The following is a 21,319-nucleotide window of genomic DNA, read 5'->3' on the forward strand; positions in this document are numbered from 1 at the left end:
TCTCCTAGCCGCGCCACGGCGCGAGAATGAGATCGCGGTGAACGACCAGCCGGACCGGCGCGCCGGGTCGGATCGTGATGGTCGGCTGGATTTGCAGGTTGCGGGACGTGATCTGGTCGCCGGCGCGCGAGACGTTCTGCTGCGTGGATTGGCGGATCGCCTGGACGAGATCGCTCTCGCCGGAGAAGGTCACGTTCGCACCCACGCCGAGCAGTGTCGAAATCGCGACACCCTTGAGCAGCGTCCAGGTGTGGAAGTCGACGCGATCCGCAAGCCCGGCATAGCCCGACGGGTCGGTTGCGGGCACATTGTCCAGTCGGATCGAGCTGCCGTCCGGCAGGATAATCCGCTGCCACACCACCAGCGCGCGCTTCTGTCCGAAAGCGACGACACTGTCGTAGCTGCCGATCAGCCGCGCACCCTGCGGAATCAGAAGGATGCTGCCCGTGGCGCTGTCGAACACCCGTTCCGTGACCTGAGCGGTGACGAGACCGGGCAAGTCCGACCTGAGCCCGGTGATCAGGCTGGCGGCAATGACGCTGCCGGCGGACAGCATGTTCGGTGACGCCGGCGGGCTCAGCTGATGCGCGTTGACATCGCCGCCGGTGTCGCGCGCGGCCGCGAAGTCAGCCTTGCGCTGTTGCGCATTGGGATCACGATCGGGGTCGGTCGCGAGCCGCGGCGCATCGGTGGCTACGACCGGTGGCGAGGATGGCATTGCATCGCCGCCGCGGGTCGGATCGGTGCGATTGCCGGACTGCACCAGCACCGCCGACTCGCGCGCAGCCTTCAGTTCTGCCGCCCTTCGCTCCCGTTCGGTCACGGCTGCCTGGTCAACGCGCGGCGCTTCACCGCCCTCCGGCGCGATAGCCATGGCGCGCTGGTGCTCGACGATCGGCCGGCCGAGGTCTCCCGGCAACGGCGGGCCGAGCTTCGGCACGTCACCATAGCTGCCAGGCAGGCGGTTGAGGGTATCGGCGGGTGCCTTCGCGGCTACGGGCGGGTCATCTGCCGGTGCCGCTAGGTGCAAGTCCGTGGACCGAAGCGCCACCCACGCCGTCGCGGCCAGACTGACCGAGCCGAGCGCCGCGATGCCGACAATGGCTCCCCGCTTGAAGCGGATCGCCCGCGCGGGCTGCGCGCGCAGCGCCAGCGTTTCCGGATCCACTTTGGCCGGGATGGCCGGGGCATCCGGCGCCGGTGGGGATGCTGCCTCCGCGGTCATGATTGCCTCCGATTGGGCATACCTTCCGCCACCCGGCGGATGCGGACAATCTGCTGGTGCTTCGTGCCGAGGCGAAGTTCGGCGACGTCGAAGATGCGATCGACGACATAGAAGCGGCCCTTCACGCGGTAGTTGACGAGCCGGGCCTCGCCCTTCCCGTCCACCAGGAAGATGGGGGGCGCCTCCCCGACGGCCAGCGTCGTCGGGAACTCGATGAAGGTCTGGCGCCCGTCGTCGAAAGCACGAAAGGGTCGCCAGGCTGGTCGATCGCCCGATACGGCATAATTGAAGTGCAACTGCTCGACCTCGATCCCGGTCGCCACAGGTGCATCCGCCTCGGCCGCTGCCGTGGCGCGCTTCAAGGCGATCAGCGCATCCTGCGGATAGGTCCAGGAGAGCACGGCCATCGCCGATTTCGCCCGGCTGGTCAGGTTGAGATGATAGGTGCGCCGGTCGGTCGTGATGACGAGGTTGGTCGACAGGCCCGCGCTGAACGGCTTGACCAGCACATGCGTCCGCCGTTCCGTCGCCGACCCGCTGGTGGTATCGCCGATAACCCAGCGCGCCGTATCGCCGCTGGCTACCGCGACCAGCGTTTCGCCCGGCTGCAAGGCGATGTCGGTTACCCGCTCCGGCGCCGTAGCGACGGAGTAGATGGCGCCATCGGCGAACGGGTAGACCTGCACGGCGTTGATAGAGCCCTGCACGACGGGAACGTTCGTAGACCCATCGTCGGCGCGGACAATCGGCGTGGGACTGCGCACGGCATTATCGCGGGGCGAAGTTGTCCCCGCGCTAGCGTCGGTAAGGATCAGGCAAGGCGCCAGAAGGGCGGCGGTTGCGAAGGTTCTCGTCATGGCTGGGTCTCCGGATTGACGGTGGGTTGAGCGCCAAGGTTCGGGTCTAGCGGCGAGCCGAGCGGCATATTGCTGGGCGGCTGCGCGGTACGCGCCGGAGCAGTCGACGCTGCGGGCTCGAGTTCACGGCTCCAGTCGATCGCGTCGATGTAGATGCCGAGCGGGTTCTTCCGCAGCGTGTCGGCGGATGCAGGCGGCTTGGTCAGGATCGTCAGGATGCCGGTCCAGTGGGAGGTGCCCGCCGCGCTCCCGCGCTCATAGGCGGTCTCGGTCCACTTAACTTGGAAGGAGCGATCCGATGCCCGGACGACGCTGGTCACCTGGACCGACACGGTGCGCTGGCCGATCTTGGCAAACGGATCTTCCGCCCGCGCATAGTCGCTGAGAAACTGGGTTCCTCGCGTTGTGGTGAAGTCAAAGGCCGAGAGCCAGTTGCGCCGCATCAGCACCGGATCGAGCGAGACGCCGCGGACATTCTCGATGAACTTCGCAAGATGCCAGGCGATCTGCGGATCGGTGGGGCGATAGCTCGCCTCCGCCTTGGTCACGGCCCGGGCCTCGCCCAGGCGATCGACCTCGACGACATACGGCGTGACCCGGCTTTGCAGCGACTGCCAGATCAGCGCGCCCGACATGGCGGTCGACAGCGACAGCGTGCCGAATGCCATCAGCCGCCAGTTGCGGGCCTGGACACGGGCCGACCCGATGCGGTCGTCCCAGACCTGGCCGGCGCGTTGATAGGGCGTCTCGGGCTCGGGCGTCTGCGCGTAGCGCTGGACGGCGCGCTTAAAGAGCATGGGATATGAAGATCATGGCTCAATCTTCCCTTTCCTTGATGTCGGGGGTGGCGGATGCACCGCCGCGATCGCCTTCCTTCAGCGTCTGCAGGGCGACTTGGCGGTGATGACGGGCGTCCTGCTGGCGACGCAGCGACTGTGCCCAGGGCGGCGCGCCGTCGGTGGAGGCGCCCGGAGTTGATCCGGTAGAACCGGCCCCGCCGTTGAGCGCAGACCAGGCGGCATCACGGCCGCGTTCGGCGGCCTCACCCAATCCCAGCACCGCCGACGCTTTCTGGCGCATCGCGTTGCCCGCCGCCTGCGCCATGCCGCCGATGCCGGCGCCGACGCTCGACGATCCGGCTGCGGTCTGGCCGAGCTGGTAGGCGGCAGAAGCTGCCGAACCCATGGTCGTGCCGGCGCGGATCGCACCGAGCGCAGCACCGCCGACCGCACGGGCCGCGCCCATCGCGGCGCCGCCACCAAGTGCTACGACACCAGCCGCACCAACGGCGGTCCCAAGCGCAGCGCCCGCGCCCAGTTGCGGGGCACCGGCGACGAGGCCCGATGCGATGCCAGGACCGAAGATGCCGAGGCCGAACAGCGTGAGGGAGGCCAGCACGAGGCTCATCGCCTGGCCGATGTCGGGTTCCTGGCCCTGGAGGGCGGTCGTGAACTCGCTGAAGAAATTGGAGCCGATGCCGACGATGACGGCGAGCACCATCAACTTGATGCCGGAACTCACCACATTGCCGAGCACGCGTTCCGCGAGGAAGCTGGTCCGGTTCCAGAGTGCGAACGGCACCAGCACGAAACCGGCGAGCGTCGTCAGCTTGAACTCGACGATGCACACGAACATCTGCACGGCGAGGATGAAGAAGGCGATGATCACGATCGCCCAGGCGAACAGCAGCACGATGATGGTCAGGAAATTGTCGAAGAAGCTGGTGAAGCCCATCAGCTTCGAGACCTGGTCGAGCATCGGCCATGCCGCCGAGAAGCCGGTGCCGGCGAGCCGACCAGGTTTCAGCAGATCCTCCGCCGAGAGCGTACCGCCGCCTGCAGTCAGGCCGGCTGCCGCGAAGGAGCGGAAAATGATGTCGGCCAGCGTAGAGAAGCGGTTCAGGATGAACGCGAACGCGCCGATATAGAGGATCTTCTTGATGAAGCGGCCGATCACGTCCTGCTCGCCGCCCATCGCCCAGAACAGGCCGGCGAGCGTGATGTCGATGCCGATCAGGGTCGTGGTCAGGAAGGCGACGTCGCCGCCCAGCAGCCCGAACCCGCTGTCGATGTAGCGGATGAAGGTCTGCAGGAACCGATCGATGACGTTGAGGTCATTCATAGGAAAATCCTGGAAATGAAGCCGCGGGGTCCGATCTGGGGAGCGCAATCGAACCCCGCGGCGGCAGCGGCGAAGAGGCGAATTCGCCGCTGCCCGCGCACCGGCTCGGGCCTATTGGCCAGGGGGCAATTGACTGTAGGCCGAGCCGGAACCGAGAAACCTGGTGGTCGCGGCCCGTGCGTCGATCTCGGCCTGCGCGCGGCGCGCCTGCTCGATCGTCTGGGCCCGGTATTGTGCCGCCATCAGGTTCTGGATCTGGAACTGCTGCTTGGCGGTCAGCGCGAGCAACTGGTTGGTCGCTTGTTGCGCCTGCAACGCGCCTTCGGCGCCCTGGCTTCGCGATACGATGCCGTTCAGGGTCTGCGCGTCAGCCTGGACATTCTCGACGACCTGCGCCTGCACGCCCATCGTTTGCTTGTAGGCCGCCATCTCGGCGTCGAGCCGGGTCCGCGCGGCAACCACCTGGCCGTTCATCGTCAGCGCCTGATGGAAGCTCTGGGGAAATAATGCACGGAATTGCTGGTCGAGGCCGTCGACCCGGAACTGGATGCCCTGCGCCTGGCCCATCAACTGGTCGATCTGCTGGAGCGTGCTGGTGATCGCCTGGATCTCAGGGAAGCTGATGGTCGCGAGATTTTTTGCCTGGTTGATCAGGCTCTGCGCCTGATTCTGCAGGCTGCGGATCTGGTTGTTGACCTGCTGGAGCGTTCGCGCGGCGGTGAGCAGGTTCTGGCTGTAGTTGCTCGGATCGAACACGGTGAACTGCGCATGGGCGGGCGCAGTCGGCACGATCAGTGCGCAGGCCAGCGAACCGATGGCGCCGGCCCCCAGCGCGGTCGCGATCAGATATTTGCGGATTAGGATACGCATCACTTGTTACTCCTTGGCTTGGGGGACGGGAAATTCGGCGAGGAGGCCGGCGGCCCAATCGAGGCCGGCGCCTTCCAGGAAGCGGGCCGCGAAATCATGCGCGCCATGCTCGGCCAGCAGCGCGTCGATGCGCGCCTGGGTCGCGGGATCGGAGGCGCCGCACAGCGCCAGCGCGATCGGGCCGAGACCCAGCTCGAAAAGGCGGTTGCCGCGTGCAGATTGCAGATAATAATGCCGCTTGGGGGTGGCGCGGCTGACCAGCTCGATCTGGCGGTCGTTGAGGCCGAACCGCTCGTAAGCGGCACGCGACTGCGGTTCGATCGCGCGGTCGTTGGGCAGCAAGATGCGCTGCGGGCAGCTTTCGATGATGGCAGGGGCGATGCTGCTGTCGGCGATGTCGGCCAGGCTCTGCGTCGCGAACAGCACCGCGACATTCTTCTTGCGCAGGACCTTCAACCATTCGCGGATGCGCGCGGCGAAGAGCGAATGGTCAAGGAAGATCCAGGCCTCGTCGAGCACCAGCAACGTCGGCCGTCCGTCGAAGCGCTCCTCCAGCCGGTGGAACAGATAGGTCAGCACCGGGGCGACGACGCCCGCCTGCCCCATCAGCGCCTCGGTCTCGAAACACTGGACATCGGCGAGCGCGAGATGCTGCTCGGCCGCGTCGAGGAGACGGCCATAGGGGCCGTCGAGCGTATAGGCGGTAAGCGCGGTGCGCAGCGCATTGGACTGGAGCAGCATGGCGAGCCCGGTCAGCGTGCGCTCCTCCGGGGGTGCCGATGCGAGACTGCCCAACGCCGACCAGACGGCGTCCTTGACCTCGGGCGTGACCAAGACCTTTTCGTGCGCCAGCAGCGCCGCGATCCATTCCGCCGCCCAGCTCCGCTCGCTGGCATCGTCGATCCGGCGCAGCGGCTGGAACGCCAGCGTTTCGCCGCTGTCCGCGCCGAGCCCCAATGCATGATGAGCGCCGCCCATCGCCAGCACCGCCGCGCGCGCCGAATAGCCCTTGTCGAAGATATAGAGTTGGGAGCCGGCATAGCGCCGGAACTGCAGCGCGATGAGCGCCAGCAGCACCGACTTGCCGGCACCAGTCGGGCCGACGACGAGCATGTGCCCGACATCGCCGACATGGGTCGAGAGGCGAAATGGCGTCGATCCGCTGGTCTGCGCATAGAGCAGCGGCGGGCCGCCGAGGTGCCGGTTTTCCGTCGGGCCTGCCCAGACGGACGACAGCGGCATGAGATGGGCAAGGTTGAGCGTATGGACCAGCGGCTGGCGCACATTGGCGTAGGCCTGGCCGGGTAGCGACGACAGCCACGCCTCGACCGCGTTGACGCCCTCGCGCTTGGCTGTGAAGCCGAGGCCATTGACGATCCGCTCGACCGCGCGGACCTTGTCCTCGGCTCGGGCGCGATCGGTATCAGCGACGGTGATCGTCGTGGTCAGATAGCCGAAGGCGACGTGATCGCCGCCGAGCGCCTGCAGCGCGAGATCGGCATCGACCACCTTGTTGTCAGCGTCGGTATCAAGAAGCTGGACCGGCTGGTTGTACATCACCTCGCGCAGCAGCGCGGTGATCGATTTGCGCTTGTTGAACCATTGGCGTCTGATCTTGGTCAGCGCCTTGGTCGCGTCGGTCTTGTCGAGCGCGATGAAGCGCGTGACCCAGCGGTAGCCGAAATCCTGGTGGTTGAGCGCATCGAGGATGCCGGGCCGGCTGACGTTCGGAAAACCGAGCACGGTCAGCGTGCGCAGATGGCGGCCCCCAAGCATGGGCTCCAGCCCGCCGACCAGCGGCGTGTCGGCGAGCAGTGCATCGAGATAGATCGGTGTCTCCGGCACGGCGACCGGATGACGGCGGCTTGAAATGGTGTCGTGGAGATAGGTCAGCGTCTCGGCGTCGCTCAAGGGCCGCGCCTCGGGCATGAAGCCCGACAGGAGGTCGAGCACACGATCGGTCTCGGCGATGAAGCCGGCGAGGCCGGCGTGCCAGTCCCGCCCTTTCGCGTCGTCAGGCCGCTCGACCAGCGTCCGTCCCGCCGCGTCGCTGCTGTCGGCGGGCGGCAGCCAGACCAGCGTGCCGTGGAAGCGGCTTTCGAAATGCTGACCCTCGGCTTCGAACCCGGCTCGCCGCTCCTGCTCGACCAGCCACGACGCAGGATCGGGAAAGGCGCTCTCGGGATAACCGAGCGCCTCGCGCCGTTCGGCCTCGAAAAACAAGGCCCAGCCCGAGCCGAGCCGCTTGAGGACATTGTTTGCCCGTGCGCAGGCCGACACCAGTTCCGCCTCGGTCGCGCTTTCGAGATCGGGACCGCGAAAGGCGAAGCTGCGCTGGAAGCTGCCGTCCTTGTTGAGGATGACGCCGGGCGCGACCAAAGCTGCCCATGGCAGATGGTCGGCGAGCCGATCGGCTCGCGACCGATATTCCGCGAGGTTCAGCATGCCAGATATCCTTTCTGGCGCAGATGGCGGAGCAGCACGGGCACGAAGTCCGGATCGCGGCGGGCCGCGAACACCGCGATGCTGTGGCCGATCGCCCAGATCGCGATGCCGACCAGCCACTGCTGGAGACCCAGGCCAACCGCGGCCGCGATCGTGCCGTTGACGATCGCGATGCCGCGCGGCGCACCACCCAGCAGGATGGCTTGCCCCAGGCTGGCGTGGATCGGCGCCTCGAATCCCTCGATGTGGCTCACGCGACGAGCGCCCCGCCGCCGAAGCTGAAGAAGGAGAGGAAAAAGCTCGAGGCGGCAAAGGCGATCGACAGGCCGAAGACGATCTGGATGAGCTTGCGAAAACCCCCGGCGGTCTCGCCGAATGCGAGCGCAAGCCCCGTGGAAATGATGATCAGCACCGCGACGATCTTGGCGACCGGCCCCTGGACCGATTCCAGCACCTGCTGGAGCGGCTGCTCCCAGGGCATGCCCGCACCGCTGGCATAGGCGCGGCCGGTGATGGTGATCGACAGGCCGAGGATCAGCCCGGTGACGAAGAAGCGGTCGCGATTGGGAATACGAACGGTCGTCATGTCAGTCTCCTTGCAGTTCAGGGGTCAAGGGCGGGGTGAGATCGACGACGGCGTAGTCGCCGTCTGGATCGAGCCCGGCGACGCGGGCGATCGTCTCGATGCGCCGCGCGGTGCCGCGCCCGGCAATGAACACGATCATGTCGATGGCCTCGGCGATCAGGCGGCGCGGCACGGTGACCACGGCCTCCTGGATGAGCTGCTCGATCCGGTAGAGCGCGGACGCCGCGCTGTTGGCGTGGACGGTCGCGATCCCGCCGGGATGGCCGGTGTTCCAGGCCTTGAGCATGTCGAGCGCTTCGCCGCCGCGAACCTCGCCGACTATGATGCGATCGGGCCGAAGCCGCAGCGTCGAGCGCACGAGATCGCCCATCGTTACCGTGTCGGCCCGGGTCCTGAGCGCCACCGTGTCGAGCGCCGGCGATTGCAGCTCGCGGGTGTCCTCGATCAGGATCACCCGTTCGTCGAGATGGGCCATCTCGGCGAGCAGTGCGTTGGCGAGCGTGGTCTTGCCCGAACTGGTCCCGCCAGCGACAAGGATGTTGCGGCGGTCGACGACCGCGAGCGACAGAAGGCGCGCCGCCTCCGCCGACATGATGCCGTCGGTCACATAGTCCATGAGCGTGTAGATCCGCGCTGCCGGCTTGCGGATCGAAAAGCACGGAGCCGTCGAAACCGGCGGCAGGATTCCTTCGAACCGCTCGCCGGCGCCGATGCCGAGCGGTGGCAGTTCAGCCGACACGATGGGCTTGTCGCCGTGCACCTCGGTCCGGACATGGGATGCCACCAACCGGATGATCCGCTCGACCTGGGGCGCATCGAGCTTCACGTCGGTATCGACACGGCCCTCGCCGAGGATATCGACGCGCAGTGCGCCGTCGGGATTGACCATGATCTCGATCACCCGCGGGTCGGAGAGCGCGGCGGCAATCGCCGGCCCCATCGCGGTGCGCAGCATGGCGCGGCGGCGTTCCGCCGAGACACTTGTCGCCTGGGCGGACATCACGATGCGCCTCCAGCGGGGTCGATAGGCGCCAGCGTGCGGGTGCCGCCGGCGATGTGGCGGCCGACCTGCGAGACGAACGCCTCGAAACGATCCCGACCGATGGCGCGGGCTGCGGCATCGGCTTCGGGCAGCGGCGCCGTCACCATCAACTGGTAGCGGACGAACAGCGACAGGCTTTCCAGCAGCACGTCGATGTCGCGCCGCGCGCCGGCGAGTTCGCGTGTCAGGCGGTCGAGGCGAACCTTGAGGAGGTCGTCGATTTCCTTTGTCCCCCGGCGCGCCAGCCAGTCTTTCAGCGCATCGTTGACGAGGTGGCTCTTGTTGCCGCGCGGACCGGCGGCGAGCGCTTCCAGCGCATCGCTGAGTTCGCGGTCGATATAGAGGTTCTGGCGGATCTTCATCGCGACCTCAGAAATCCGGTATGAGGTCGCGCTTCGCGCCCTCGTTGATTGCATGACCCCGGACGACGGCGTTTTGCCCTTGCGCCTGGTCCATGGCGCGCTTGTCGGCGGCGACATCTTCGTCGTCGGGCACGATCTGGGGATCGCGCGTTTCGGCGGCGTCGGTTGCCTTGGAAACCTGTTCGGGAAGGCCTGGATGGCGCTGCTGCTGCATGCCGCCATCGTCCTCGCCGCCTGCGGCGTCCTCCGCCTGGTGCAGTCGGTCATCGGTGCTGCGCACCTGGTTGGACCAGTCGTCACCGCGCGACTTCGGCCGATCCGCATATTGGCCCGACGCCAGTTTGGGTGCGGCAGCCACGCGCGCGGCGAAGTTGCGATCTCGGAAATAGCGCAGCTTGCGCGCCCGGATCGGCGCGAGCCCGGACACGAGCACGAGTTCCTCGTCGGGCGAAAGCTGCATGACCTCGCCGGGCGTCAGGAGCTGGCGGGCGGTCTCCTGGCGGCTGACCATGACGTGCGCGAGCCACGGCGCGAGCCTGTGTCCGGCATAGTTGCGCATCGCGCGCTGTTCGGTCGCGGTGCCGAGCGCGTCGGAAATGCGCTTGGCGGTTCGCTCGTCATTGGTCGCGAAGGCGACGCGGACATGGCAATTATCGAGGATGGCGTTGTGGTCGCCGTAAGCCTTCTCGATCTGGTTGAGGCTCTGCGCGATCAGGAAGGCGCGGATGCCGTAGCCGGCCATGAAGGCGAGACTGGTCTCGAAGAAATCGAGGCGGCCCAGCGCCGGGAATTCGTCGAGCATCATCAGGAGCTGGTGCCGGCGCGTGGAAGTGCCGGGCTGGTCGAGCCGCTCGGTCAGGCGGCGGCCGATCTGGTTGAGCACGAGGCGGATCAGCGGCTTGGTGCGGCTGATGTCAGACGGCGGGATGACAAGATAGAGTGACAGGGGGCGCTCGGCCTCGATCAGGTCGGCGATCCGCCAGTCGCAGCGCGACGTGACCTCGGCGACGGTCGGATCGCGGTAGAGGGCGAGGAAGGACATCGCGGTCGACAGCACGCCGGAGCGCTCGTTCTCGCTCTTGTTGAGCAGTTCGCGCGCGGCGGATGCGACGACGGGATGGACCCGGGGGTTTTTGTCGTCGCCGAGATGATTGGTGGTCATCATCCTTCGCAGCGTGGCGACGAAGCTGTGCTGCGGATCGGAGAGGAAGGTCGCGACTCGGGCGAGCGTCTTCTCCTCCTCGGCGTAGAGGATGTGGAGGATCGCGCCGACCAGCAGCGAATGACTGGTCTTCTCCCAATGATTGCGGCGTTCGAGCGCGCCTTCCGGATCGACCAGGATGTCGGCGATATTCTGGACGTCGCGCACTTCGTCGATGCCGCGCCGGACCTCGAGCAGCGGATTGTAATGCGCCGACGCCTCGTCGGTCGGGTTGAACAGCAGGCAATGAGAGAACCGCGCGCGCCATCCGGCGGTCAGCGTCCAGTTCTCGCCCTTGATATCGTGCACGACGGTCGAGCCGATCCAGGTCAGCAAAGTCGGGACGACGAGGCCCACGCCCTTGCCCGATCGGGTCGGAGCGAACGCCATGATGTGCTCGGGGCCGTCATGGCGTAGATAGCGGCCACCGAGCGTGCCTAGCATGACGCCAGCGTCGCGATGGAGCCCGGCGCGCTCGACTTCGCGGGGGCTTGCCCACCGCGCAGAACCGTAAGTGGTGACGTTGCTCGACTGGCGCGCGCGCCAGAGCGAACCGAAGATCGCCGCCGCGCAGCCGAGGAAGCCGCTGGCGGCAGCCAGCATGCCCGCCTTGTCGAAGACGAGTGGGGCGTAGGCGTCATAGTGATACCACCAGCCGAACAGCGCCCAGGGATGGTAGACCGGAACAGCGCCGAGCCGGAACCACGGCAGCCCCAGTTCGGGCTGATAGGCGAGCATCGCCGCTGCCCATTGTGTCGCGGCCCACACCCCCGCGATCACGAGTCCGAAGACGACAAGGATCTGGCCGATGAGCAATTTGGTGGGTGTCACGTCGAGGCTCCCGCCCGCCGGACAGGATCGGCTCGGGCGGATTCAGACTCGGTGACGGAGGCCAAAAACGGAACGGCGCTGATGGGAGCAGATGGGCTCGCGTCGGCCCGTTCCGGCCAGATACCGGAACCGGAAGCTATCTGGCAGGCGCCGTCCGGCGGTTAGAGGCCGGCGTCTGTTCGGAGCGTTTCGATGCGTTCGAGCGAAACGGCCTCGATCATGTCGCGAAGGGCGCGAATGGACTGTGCCAGAGCATCGAGGTCGTCGTTGCCGATCTCGTAGCTTGCCGAATAGCGGGCCTCGACATAGGCACGCTTCAGCAGCTCGAAGCGGCGGCGGTCAATCCGGGTGGCGCGTGGCCATGCTTCGATCAGCCGTGCCTCGCTGTCCTCCGCCAGCGACCGCAGGAATTTGATGTTGTGCGAGCGCGGAAAGTAGAGGGTGCGGACGAGCAGAAAGCATATGTAGGCCCGCTCCGTCGCTTGATGGAGCAAGAAAGCCGCGTCTTTCAATTCGCCTTCCTGATGTGCGAACGCAGCCAGTTTGATCCCGCTGTCGACCTTAGCGAGCCAGTCTTGGAAGTACGTGGAGGCCATCTCATAGGCATCGGCGGCCGTCAGCGGCTGCGGCTTGGCAAGTGCGCTCCCGGGCAATTCGTAGAGAGCGATACCGTCGCGAGCGATATCGACCCAGAAATATTCACCGCGGCTCAGCGCCTGGTTCACCTCCTGCAAGGTGTGGACGATGATGTTCACCGGCCGCGCGATCGCGGTATCGCGCAGGATCTTGTCCTCGGCGACGTACCAGTAGTCGGCAATATCCGTGAGATCGGGATGGCTGACGATGATCAGCAGATCATAGTCGGACTGGTAGCCATTCTCAGGTTCGTCGACCCAATCGTCCCGCGCGTAGCTGCCAAACAGGATGACCTTGAGGATGCGGCCATTCTTCTTCCACGGCTGGTTCGCGAGCGCGATCGCCTGGGCGAATTCGCCCATCAGCAATTGCTTCACCCGATCCAGTTCGCCTTGCTGGACCGAGGGCAGATGATCAACATCAGAGCGCACGGCAGCGATTCTCGCGAGAGACCAGGCACTTGGCAAGCTCTGACCGCGCACGCAGGCGCGCCGATGGATTTGCCTCACGCACGGCCACAACCTCGCAGATATCGAACACGCCTGCACATCGCCGCCGCCTCCCTTAATTAAGCCTGCTTACCTTGGCGATCTGACAGATTAGCCGAATCGGCGTTCGCTTAAACAACGTGCCCGATCCCTCAGCTTGAAATGGCAGGCTGGGGCCGGCTTCGACCATGCCGCAGTCGATGTCCGGTCAATCGCAGCCGCCTGAAGCAACAGGCAAACCCTTCCCAACGACGGATGCCCCGGTTGATACTCAGAGAAACTGCTCGTCTCCCGGAGGCAGCTCGTCCGCGCTGAGCAGACCCATGCGCACACGAATGATGCGCCGGATCGCTGTGCGGTTTGAACCGGACGCGTTCTGGAACCTGACATTGGCGAAATCCACGCCGGCCGCAGGCTGCAGCCGAGCATGGAAAGCCTCTTCGGTCATGTCGCCTCCCTCGAGCATGGGCTTCGCGATCTCGCGGTAGATGTCGAACAGCGCCTGTACGCCAACGGTTTTCCGGATGAACGAATTCGGTGGCGCGTCAGCCCAGAAGAGGGCGTCGCAGGCGTTCAGGAAATTGCGTGTTGCCGCGTACAGGAATGCGTCATCCCCCGCGATGTAGGCGCTGCGAAGGGGTGGCTTGCCGGGCGGAAGCGCACTGCGTTTGGTGGCAGCGGTCTTTTTGAGCTTGTTGGCATCCTCTTTCGGGTTGGAGCTGATCAGGCGGACGATGCCGCCGACAATCACTGCGAAGGAAATCTTCATCGTCGCCTTGGCAATCGTGGCGGCCGAGGCGAAATCGTTGACCGGCGCTACGGCGACACGGCCTTTCATCTTCGAATCCGGGTCGGTTGCGATACGCCTGGCTAGAAATACGGCGAGCTTTTCCGGACTCCACTGATCCTCCGGCTCGTCGGCGAGATTGTAGCCGAACAGCTCATAAGTGAGGCTCTTGTCGACCGCCTTCTGGTTCGAATTGATCGTCGCGAAGATTTGCGCCTGCATCGATTTTGGCAGATCGATGAACACCGAGCATAGCAGGCGATCATCGAGCCGCACCGGGTCGGCTCTAGCGAAGGCGAACAGGCGATGCTGGCCGTCAATGACCGCGGCGAGCTTCTCGCTGGTTGGGATGGTCAGGAAATATTCTTCGCCCTCTGTCGCAATCTCGAGGCCGGCATCGGCCGCGGCGTTCGCTTCCGCTCCGGCTTGAGGGCCTTCAGCGACCTGGGGCGGCAGCACCTGCTCGATCGACCAGCGCTTGGCGAGTTCGGCCTGCTCCTGCGCTTCGTCCCCCTCTCCGTCATCATCGTCGACATCGATATCACCCTGGATGCGCGTCGAGGTGCTGTGCATGTTGGCGGCAAGAATGATCGAGTTCGGAAAGCTGGCATCGACGCGATTGATGTAGCGCGCGATGGCGTCCAGCCGGCGCGGGTCCGACAGTCGCTGCGCACCATCGACGTCATAGCCGCCAGTCAGCGGGTTCAGCTTGGCGCTGACAACATCGCTGAACGCCACGTCCAGAAGCGTGCGCGCGGTCAGGACCACGGCGAAGAAGGTGCCGACAGGCTGATCGACACGCAGGGCGGGCACCCTGAGCGGATAAATGGTACCGGTCATCGCTAGACCTTCACAGCCGTCGTAGGAGATCCAAGCGGCCGCATCGGGTTTCCACCGGTGGAGGCGTCATCGCGGACCTCGTCCTGGAAGATATCGTCTTCGCCATTGGCGAGCACCCACGCTAAAATAGCTGGTATGCAACAAATGAGACCCCCGACCAGCGTACCGGTCTGATGCGCCTCGCCGAAAACCATGAGATACATCGCGAAGATCATTACGATCGTGAACAGAATGATGGCGGTGACGATGCAGAGCTTGTCCCGGCTATAAAGCATTTGCATCGCGGCCGGCCCTCCGATCGCAAGGCCCGCCGTCGCAAGCGCGAGCTGCAACGGGTGAAGATCAGGAAGAGACTTTGGCGCAGGGGGGATGAATGCGTATCGATAAAACTCGATCCAGACTGCTAGGCCGCCGAGCAGCACGATGCCGACGGCCAGGAACGTCCAGAAGGACATCTGTGCTTTGGGCCGGTTCCAACGTCGATACAGCACCTGCCAAGCGGGCCGAACCGTTATCCCGCGATCGACATCCTCTTCCAAAGGCCCCTCCCATTCTCGCCCCCCCACACTCGGCGTCAAAGTAGCCGACCTGTCGGGTAATTGAAACGACTCCGAAAAGATCGGCCTTTAGTTGGCAACGGCCGATCATCGCGGCCTCCCCATCCTCGGCCAGGACTCAACGCCACCCAATGCAACATGCGCGGGTAATGAGGGCGGGCCAATCCGCATGCGACCGTCGAGCGCCAGCGGTACGCCTGGGATGTGCGGCAGCAGCGCCGCTACTCGGCTCATCCGAATCCCGCTCGTCCGGGTGATGAGCAAGCTGAACATGAAGGAATTGATCATCACGCAGCGCGTGACGAGGATGTCGCTGACGTCGACGCCGGGAATCTGCAGTGGCCCGCACCGCGCCATGTGCGGATATATCTTTTTTGTGGTGCCAGTTTCCGAGTTCATCATAAGCGATGGCGAGATCGTTGCGACATAGGCGGCTACGAACGCCGGCGAGCATGGATATTCGGCCAGGATCGTCTCGCGATAGCGGCCGAGCAGCGCGACGTCCTGGCCGGTCGACCGCGCGGAATTGAACGAGATCTTCAACAGCCAGCGCATCAACAGACCATAATCGTAGGTGAAGGGGACGGTGGCGCCGGGCTCGACGAACTTGGAGAAACGGCGATCGAACAGCTCGCAGGCATGCGCGTCCAGGGAGCTCAACGGCCCGTTATTGCACTTGGCACATACATCCGAAATGGTGAGATCGCCGGCAAAGGTCTTGTTCGCTTTGGCCGAGAATTTGACCCCGAAATCGCCGCGCTTCAGGAAGCCGTTCGGCCAGATATGCTCCTTGGTGAGCGGCGACGGCGCGTCGCAATAGGCGCAGGTCTTCGCCATTATTTGTGGTGCGCACCGGTCTGGACGCCGCGCGCGACAGCTCATGCCAGATGGAGAACGCGCGCGGTGACCATCGCTTTGAATGCACGGCGCGCGCATTTCATCCCCTATGAAGCCGGCGGTGCCGCAGTCGTCTCGTCCTCGTCGCTCGCCGGCTGTGCCGTGCCGTCTTCGGCCGGCTTCCACCGCTGGTAATAGGCCACCAGAAAATCCTCGAGCGTGCGGGGCTTGGGAATCTCCTCCCGGATCAGTTCGAACCCCCGCGCCGCGTAGCGGCTGAGCAGCTTGGTGCCTTCCTCCTTGAGCTGCGTGCCGCCATTGCCGACCTCGATCAGATTGCGGATCTCGCGCTGGATCGCCTCCTTGGTGGTGGGAATGCCCTGCCGGCGCATCTCGGCCTCGACCAGCATGCCCGCGATGACCGGGGCGAACGGCTTGTACGGCGCCGTGTAGCCCTTGTTGAACTCCGCAGGCTCCAGCTCGGATTCCGGGGCCAGCCTGCCATCGTCCAGGCCGACCATCAGACAGAGGTAGAACTGGTCGAAATCGGTTTCGAACCGGGCGCCGCCATCGGCCCGGCCCTGAATGTCCTTGAAATAGGTCCGCATGTCCTTGGGTCGGCGCAGCGTCATGCGGCTTCTCCCACATTCTGGGCGGGCGCATCGTCGTCGTCCTGGAAAGTCTTGAAGGCTTCCTCGCCGTCGCGCTGCTCGGCCGTTCCATCGGGTCCGCGGACCAGCGTGATGAAACGCGCGTCCGGCCGGCCGTAAAAGGCCTCGGCGAAATCCTGACGCTCGGTTGAGATCACGAACATGATCGTCTGTTCGAACAGCTCGGGCACGACCTTGATCACCTCACGCCGCATTTCGGCATCGAGCGGCACGGCAGGACTGTCGATGATGAAAGGTAGTCGGTGGTTGGCGCTTTCGAACAGCGACGCGAGAAAGGCATAGGCGATCGACAGGCTCTGGCCTTCGCTGACATTGTCCTTGCGCGCCAGATTGCGCGCGCTGAGTTCCAGCGCGCTGCCGATGCGCACGACTTCGAGCCGTTCGGCCGGCACCAGTTGCGCCAGCTTGACGTTGGTCGCAGTGCGGACCTTTTCGCGCAGGAGGCTCAGTGCCTCGGTCTCGATATTGTTGAGCACCTTCTGCACTATGCGCGATTGCAGCAGCAGCTTGTGGGTGTCGGTCGCGGTATTGTAGCGCTCGTCGCACTCCGCGACATGCGCCTTGCACTTGGGGATATTCTGCTCCCAGCCGAGGCCGTGGTTGAGCTGGTAGGTAGCATCGGTGCTGTCGAGCCGCTCGAGCTGTTCTTCGAGGCGCCCGATTTCCCGCTCATGTTTGTCTGCCTGCTCCTTGAGCGCGGTCAGCTCCTCGCCGCCTGCCGCGATATAGGTCGCCCGCTTCGCGTCGAGCTTCTGCTTGATGCGGTGACGCTCGCGAATGCGTCCAATCAGGGTGTCGACCGGCTGCTGTAAGCGCGCCGGATCCTCGTCGGTCGTCCTGACCATCGTCTTCATGCTGTTGATCACGCCAGACTCGTCCGCTGCCATGAAGGTTGCGGCCTTGGTAAGGATGGTTTCGCGGATCGGCGGGGTGATTTTCTGGTCGCAGACGCACAGCTCGCCGTCGGCCAGCTCCTGGAAGAACTCCGCGGTCGCCGCTTCGGGCAGCTGCAGCGCCTGGAGTTGCGCGCTCAATCCCTGGAGCCGGCCAAGGGCCCGCGGGCAGGACAGGAATGGCGATTGCAGCGACGTGCGCAGCTCGTTCGTCTCGCCGAGGATCACAAGGTCCGCCTTGCGCAGATTCTCTTCTAGCGTGTCGAGTTCGCTCGCGGCTTCCTCGTTCTGGCCGATCCGGTCGCCGATTTCCTTGTTGATCCGATCGCGTTCCGCCTTGGCATGATCACAGTCGCCGACGATCAGGGCGCGCTTGTCCTCCAGCCCTTTCAGCTTTTGCCGCGCCGCCTGGAGCGCATTGTTGAGCCGCTCGACATGGCGCTTGTCGCGCGCTTGCGTGACCGCGGCGACCCGGCCCTGCTGTTCGTCAAGCAGCCGCTCGATCGTCGTGCGCAGCGTTTCGAGACGATCGATCCCGTACAGCGTCCGGATGGCGCTGCTGGCGCGATCAGAACTGTGACTGCGAATCTTACGGGCAAGTTCGCCGTCAAACACGAACAGCTCGGCGAATTGCGGCGTGATGAGGCCGCGAACCTCGCTCGGCAGGGCATGGGTGTCGAGCAGGCCGCCATCGGCTTCGCTGGCGCGCGCCGTGCTGAAGCTGTGCTCGCCCGAGCCATAGTCGAAGTGCATTGTGATCACGTGCAGCCGGCCGTCAATCAGCACGCGCAGCTCGAACGAGCCCATCGACTCGCCGTCTTCGGGGCGCAGGCCCTTCACCGCGTCCGCGTCCAGCTTCTGGCCGGTCAGAGCCGCCCGGATCAGCGACATCGTCGTGGTCTTGCCGCCACCATTGTTCATTTGAATGAGCGTCCACCGCGGTGGCGTCAGCGACAGATCGATATCGATATCGCGCAGATTGCCTCGGATGTTGCGGCATCGCCAGCCGGTGACACGCAGCTGCATGGGTCAGGCCCCCGTATCGCTGTCGATGTCGACCGCCGCGACGAGTCCAGCCACGTCGCGATCTTCCACCCCGCCTTCGGCGGCGTTCCGGATCAGAGCGCGCAGCCTGGACTTGAATTCATCCGGTTGGTTGGTGGCTTCGAGAACAGCATCCGTCGCGTCGAGAAGCTCGGAAGGTACTGGCATTGGAATGTAATCCCCCCAAATTTCGTAATCTTGCCTGCGCCGCGACGGCCGTACCTGATCCTATCTGCTTCCGCGCGTCTTTGCGAGCGCTCGTAACCAGTCGCGCCGTGCCTGGTCGGCGGTCGGCGGTCCTTCAGCATCTTCATCGATATCGTCGTCGCGGATGAAGTCGACGACGATCGCGCGCTTGGCGGGGTTCGCCGGATCCTTGCGGAGGCAGCGTCCCAACCGCTGGACCGTCTCGAGGCGCGATCGCGCTGAGGAAAATAGCACGATCGCGTTGACCGACTGAATGTCGATCCCTTCCGAAATGCGGTGGCAGGTGATCAACGCGTCCAATCCGCCGCGCGCGAAGCGGACGAGGTTCGCCCGGTCATCCTCGGCATAATAGGTGTGATATCTCGGCGTGACCGGCAGAATGATGTCCTGCACTTCCAGGCCATAGGCCGCGTTGTCGACGAACAGGATTGCGCGATTGAGGCTCTGCGGATGCTCGCGCAGATAGTCGACATAGGCGGGGAGCTTGCTGCGCGATGTCTTGGCTACCTGCGCGATATCGCGGTACATCGTCTCGATGCCGGGATCCTGTCCGGCGCGGACCTTCCCATGATAGCTTGAAATCGCACGGCGGACGGCTGCCTTGTCGTCATCGGAAAAATCATAGCTCAGTTCGACATAGTCGAACTCGCACAGGATGCCCCGTTCGATCGCTTCTTCGAGGCCGAAGCGGAAAATGACAGGACCAATCTCCTGCTCGATAAAGGCCGAGCCGTCCGCGTCATATTCGCGCTCCGGCGTGGCGCTGAGACCAAGCCGGTAGCGGTAGGGCCTGAGCTTTCCCGACAGTTCGGAAACAAGCGCCGGCGAGCCCAGGCCATGGACCTCGTCGCAGATCAGCAGGGTCTCTGCCGGCGTCGAGCGCGGCAAGCGGGCGAGCGCGGCGCCAAGCGTCTGCCGTGATGCGAGCAGGATCGCGCCGCGGGGATTGTTGCGGAACGCCAGCGCCTCATGGTGCCCGCCATAGGAACGATGGACGACGAATGCGTCGAGCTTGACCAGCTCGGCATACCATTGATCGAGCAGGTCGGTGCCGGACATCGTGATGATGCTCGATTGGATGCGGCCCTTCTGCTCCAACAGGCTGAGGATGCGCAGCGCCGTCCGGGTCTTGCCGGTGCCCGTCGCCATTTCGAGCACCCCGGCGCCCGCTTCCATGAAGGCAGCGATCGCTTCATCCTGATGGCGCCAGCGGAGATCCGATTCTGTGGGTTCGGTCTCGGCGGCGGGCTTGCCCGGACGGGGCGCCGAACCAAGCGCCTTCAGGCCCTCTCGGACGGCCTCGGGGAGCGCGACGACCCGGATCTGCGGCATCTGACCGGTCCAGATCTGCTCGAAGCGCGCCGCATGACTGGCGATCCGCTGGGCATCGGTATCGCTCAGCCAACTGTAGAACAGGCTGATAGCCTCGAAATTGGAGAAGGCCTTAACACTGTCATTCTGCGAACCGTGAAAGGCGACCGCGTTGCCAAAGGAGTCATGGAAAATCCCGAACTTGTCGTGGAAGTCGCCATTCAGACCCGCCACCGGGAGGGCGAGCTGAAAATCGAGCACTTGATCCGCGACCATGCGCCCCAGGCTCGCCACATCCTCGCTCACCCCTGAAGCGACAAGCGCCTCAAGTTCCTGTTCGAGCGCCGCGCGTAGCGCATCATCGGCTCTCGCCTCGGTCCCGGCGCGTATCGCTCCCCAGTCGTCCTTGCTCAAATGGGGACTGACGAGAAAGCGCGCGCGGCCGCCGGCAGCGGCAAAGGCGGAAATGCCGCGCGACACCATCCGCAGCCAGCCGGACGTGAAATAGCCGACACCGCGATCATAGCTGACCGCGGCGCGCAGGGCGGGCTCGTAGAAATCCTGGATGATGCAATCAGTCGTGGTCTGGAGGATCAGCGGCGTCTCCAGCGCGCGCAATCCCTGCCGCTCTATGTCATGATCCGTCATGACCGTCGCTCGACCCGGTTCGAATCCAGGAAGGAGAGAAACGCCAGCCGATCGGGAGTCGGCTGGAAGAATTCGAGCGACAATATGCTGCGCAGCGCATCGAGCAGCAGCTTCACCTCGCGGCCTGTGAAGGAGAACCAGTCGGTGTCCGCATCATGCTGGACCGCGTGGATGTGAACGCGGTTGCGCAACTGGCGCAGCACCCTGAGATGGCCATACACCGCGTGATCGAGCGATCCGAGCAGCAACCTTTTTTCAGCGCGCTTCACCATTGCGTCGAGGGTCATCTCCTCGAGCTCGGCCTGGGCCAGCTCGCGTTCGACGACGTTGACGATGCGGAGTGTCTCGCCCGCTTGCACGAACGACGGCGCAGTCAGCTTTTTCAGCTCTTCCCATTTGCGGGTACGTGCCCCGCCCGATGTGCAGAGCAAATACCACAGGATCGCCTCGACCACACCCATGCCGACCACCACCACGGACTTGCAGGTCTGGCTGTGCAGCGTGCGCTGCAGCTCCGAATGTTCGAGTTCGCCGAGCAGGTGGTCGATATACTGAAGCGAGTAAGCGATGTTCCGGACATAGGCTTTGTGGTGCTGAATCGCGCTGTCCGCCGGCAGCCCACGGTTTAGATAGAGGTGCAGGGCGTCGACATCGACGATGCCGGCAAGTGATCCAGCGGTGCTGCTCACCGCGAACCAACGGTCGCCATTGAAAAGCCAGCCTCACAGCCAGCCCAAGCAAGTTGCCGACCGATACCAACACTTGTCCGCCGCACTCGGCACTCCCCACCTGATAGGCACATCGCTTTCCTGTCGTGGAAGCTAGCGGGAGCCCACCCGGAGTGCCATCGAAACCGGCAT

20 protein-coding genes are annotated in these 21,319 nt (G+C 64.8%); all 20 read right to left on the reverse strand.

Annotated features, from left to right (window positions below):
- Positions 1-4 precede the first annotated feature (4 nt).
- Positions 5-1,225 (reverse strand): TraB/TrbI/VirB10 family type IV secretion system protein, encoded by a 1,221-nt coding sequence (locus ACNI3R_RS16685; protein ID WP_426185384.1) that lies wholly within the window; start codon positions 1,223-1,225, stop codon positions 5-7.
- Entirely contained in the window at positions 1,222-1,932 is a 711-nt protein-coding gene (trbG, locus tag ACNI3R_RS16690) for a P-type conjugative transfer protein TrbG (protein WP_426185386.1), read from the reverse strand. Before trbG ends, ACNI3R_RS16685 begins: the two co-directional genes overlap by 4 nt.
- Before the next feature lie 146 nt (positions 1,933-2,078).
- The gene (gene trbF / locus ACNI3R_RS16695) at positions 2,079-2,879 is read right to left on the reverse strand and encodes a conjugal transfer protein TrbF (protein WP_426185388.1); all 801 of its coding nucleotides are present in this window, start codon (positions 2,877-2,879) and stop codon (positions 2,079-2,081) included.
- Positions 2,880-2,898: 19 nt separating this feature from the next.
- Entirely contained in the window at positions 2,899-4,203 is a 1,305-nt protein-coding gene (gene trbL, locus ACNI3R_RS16700) for a P-type conjugative transfer protein TrbL (protein WP_426185390.1), read from the reverse strand.
- Positions 4,204-4,314: 111 nt separating this feature from the next.
- Positions 4,315-5,073, reverse strand: coding sequence for a P-type conjugative transfer protein TrbJ (gene trbJ, locus ACNI3R_RS16705; RefSeq protein ID WP_426185392.1), 759 nt, complete (start codon positions 5,071-5,073; stop codon positions 4,315-4,317).
- Positions 5,074-5,079: 6 nt separating this feature from the next.
- Positions 5,080-7,518 (reverse strand): conjugal transfer protein TrbE, encoded by a 2,439-nt coding sequence (gene trbE / locus ACNI3R_RS16710; protein ID WP_426185394.1) that lies wholly within the window; start codon positions 7,516-7,518, stop codon positions 5,080-5,082.
- Positions 7,512-7,772, reverse strand: a complete 261-nt coding sequence (locus ACNI3R_RS16715; RefSeq protein WP_033964516.1) for a VirB3 family type IV secretion system protein — start codon at positions 7,770-7,772, stop codon at positions 7,512-7,514. The genes trbE and ACNI3R_RS16715 overlap by 7 nt, the downstream gene beginning before the upstream one ends.
- Positions 7,769-8,104: a TrbC/VirB2 family type IV secretion system protein gene (locus ACNI3R_RS16720; protein ID WP_426185396.1), complete on the reverse strand. Its 336-nt coding sequence runs from the start codon at positions 8,102-8,104 to the stop codon at positions 7,769-7,771. The genes ACNI3R_RS16715 and ACNI3R_RS16720 overlap by 4 nt, the downstream gene beginning before the upstream one ends.
- Position 8,105: 1 nt before the next feature.
- A complete protein-coding gene (trbB, locus tag ACNI3R_RS16725) occupies positions 8,106-9,104 on the reverse strand; it encodes a P-type conjugative transfer ATPase TrbB (protein WP_426185482.1) in 999 nt (332 codons plus the stop codon).
- On the reverse strand, positions 9,104-9,508 hold the full coding sequence (locus ACNI3R_RS16730) for a CopG family transcriptional regulator (protein WP_137785124.1): 405 nt from the start codon (positions 9,506-9,508) through the stop codon (positions 9,104-9,106). The genes trbB and ACNI3R_RS16730 overlap by 1 nt, the downstream gene beginning before the upstream one ends.
- A 7-nt stretch (positions 9,509-9,515) precedes the next feature.
- Positions 9,516-11,540, reverse strand: a complete 2,025-nt coding sequence (locus tag ACNI3R_RS16735) for a conjugal transfer protein TraG (RefSeq protein WP_426185398.1) — start codon at positions 11,538-11,540, stop codon at positions 9,516-9,518.
- Between the two features lie 161 nt (positions 11,541-11,701).
- The gene (locus ACNI3R_RS16740; RefSeq protein ID WP_426185400.1) at positions 11,702-12,658 is read right to left on the reverse strand and encodes a HEPN domain-containing protein; all 957 of its coding nucleotides are present in this window, start codon (positions 12,656-12,658) and stop codon (positions 11,702-11,704) included.
- A gap of 277 nt (positions 12,659-12,935) precedes the next feature.
- Positions 12,936-14,291, reverse strand: a complete 1,356-nt coding sequence (locus tag ACNI3R_RS16745) for a DGQHR domain-containing protein (protein ID WP_426185402.1) — start codon at positions 14,289-14,291, stop codon at positions 12,936-12,938.
- A gap of 2 nt (positions 14,292-14,293) precedes the next feature.
- Complete coding sequence (locus tag ACNI3R_RS16750; RefSeq protein WP_426185404.1) at positions 14,294-14,830, reverse strand: hypothetical protein; 537 nt, start codon at positions 14,828-14,830, stop codon at positions 14,294-14,296.
- Between the two features lie 105 nt (positions 14,831-14,935).
- Positions 14,936-15,784, reverse strand: a complete 849-nt coding sequence (locus tag ACNI3R_RS16755) for a hypothetical protein (RefSeq protein ID WP_426185406.1) — start codon at positions 15,782-15,784, stop codon at positions 14,936-14,938.
- A gap of 8 nt (positions 15,785-15,792) precedes the next feature.
- Positions 15,793-16,317: a hypothetical protein gene (locus ACNI3R_RS16760; RefSeq protein ID WP_426185408.1), complete on the reverse strand. Its 525-nt coding sequence runs from the start codon at positions 16,315-16,317 to the stop codon at positions 15,793-15,795.
- On the reverse strand, positions 16,314-18,275 hold the full coding sequence (locus ACNI3R_RS16765) for an AAA family ATPase (RefSeq protein WP_426185410.1): 1,962 nt from the start codon (positions 18,273-18,275) through the stop codon (positions 16,314-16,316). The genes ACNI3R_RS16760 and ACNI3R_RS16765 overlap by 4 nt, the downstream gene beginning before the upstream one ends.
- A gap of 3 nt (positions 18,276-18,278) precedes the next feature.
- Positions 18,279-18,461, reverse strand: coding sequence for a hypothetical protein (locus ACNI3R_RS16770; protein ID WP_341203774.1), 183 nt, complete (start codon positions 18,459-18,461; stop codon positions 18,279-18,281).
- A gap of 60 nt (positions 18,462-18,521) precedes the next feature.
- On the reverse strand, positions 18,522-20,459 hold the full coding sequence (locus ACNI3R_RS16775; RefSeq protein WP_426185412.1) for a DEAD/DEAH box helicase family protein: 1,938 nt from the start codon (positions 20,457-20,459) through the stop codon (positions 18,522-18,524).
- Positions 20,456-21,148, reverse strand: coding sequence for a hypothetical protein (locus tag ACNI3R_RS16780; protein ID WP_426185413.1), 693 nt, complete (start codon positions 21,146-21,148; stop codon positions 20,456-20,458). The genes ACNI3R_RS16775 and ACNI3R_RS16780 overlap by 4 nt, the downstream gene beginning before the upstream one ends.
- Between the last annotated feature and the right edge of the window lie 171 nt (positions 21,149-21,319).

It is taken from the genome of Rhizorhabdus antheiae (assembly GCF_049889055.1).
GTDB lineage: Bacteria > Pseudomonadota > Alphaproteobacteria > Sphingomonadales > Sphingomonadaceae > Rhizorhabdus.

Excerpts from the sequence above, each read along its gene's own strand:
- ACNI3R_RS16685 (WP_426185384.1), bottom strand. The coding sequence starts at position 1,225 with ATGACCGCGGAGGCAGCATCCCCACCGGCGCCGGATGCCCCGGCCATC.
- trbF (WP_426185388.1), bottom strand. The coding sequence starts at position 2,879 with ATGCTCTTTAAGCGCGCCGTCCAGCGCTACGCGCAGACGCCCGAGCCC.
- trbL (WP_426185390.1), bottom strand. The coding sequence starts at position 4,203 with ATGAATGACCTCAACGTCATCGATCGGTTCCTGCAGACCTTCATCCGC.
- trbJ (WP_426185392.1), bottom strand. The coding sequence starts at position 5,073 with ATGCGTATCCTAATCCGCAAATATCTGATCGCGACCGCGCTGGGGGCC.
- trbE (WP_426185394.1), bottom strand. The coding sequence starts at position 7,518 with ATGCTGAACCTCGCGGAATATCGGTCGCGAGCCGATCGGCTCGCCGAC.
- ACNI3R_RS16720 (WP_426185396.1), bottom strand. The coding sequence starts at position 8,104 with ATGACGACCGTTCGTATTCCCAATCGCGACCGCTTCTTCGTCACCGGG.
- trbB (WP_426185482.1), bottom strand. The coding sequence starts at position 9,104 with ATGTCCGCCCAGGCGACAAGTGTCTCGGCGGAACGCCGCCGCGCCATG.
- ACNI3R_RS16730 (WP_137785124.1), bottom strand. The coding sequence starts at position 9,508 with ATGAAGATCCGCCAGAACCTCTATATCGACCGCGAACTCAGCGATGCG.
- ACNI3R_RS16745 (WP_426185402.1), bottom strand. The coding sequence starts at position 14,291 with ATGACCGGTACCATTTATCCGCTCAGGGTGCCCGCCCTGCGTGTCGAT.
- ACNI3R_RS16755 (WP_426185406.1), bottom strand. The coding sequence starts at position 15,784 with ATGCGCGCGCCGTGCATTCAAAGCGATGGTCACCGCGCGCGTTCTCCA.
- ACNI3R_RS16760 (WP_426185408.1), bottom strand. The coding sequence starts at position 16,317 with ATGACGCTGCGCCGACCCAAGGACATGCGGACCTATTTCAAGGACATT.
- ACNI3R_RS16765 (WP_426185410.1), bottom strand. The coding sequence starts at position 18,275 with ATGCAGCTGCGTGTCACCGGCTGGCGATGCCGCAACATCCGAGGCAAT.
- ACNI3R_RS16770 (WP_341203774.1), bottom strand. The coding sequence starts at position 18,461 with ATGCCAGTACCTTCCGAGCTTCTCGACGCGACGGATGCTGTTCTCGAA.
- ACNI3R_RS16775 (WP_426185412.1), bottom strand. The coding sequence starts at position 20,459 with ATGACGGATCATGACATAGAGCGGCAGGGATTGCGCGCGCTGGAGACG.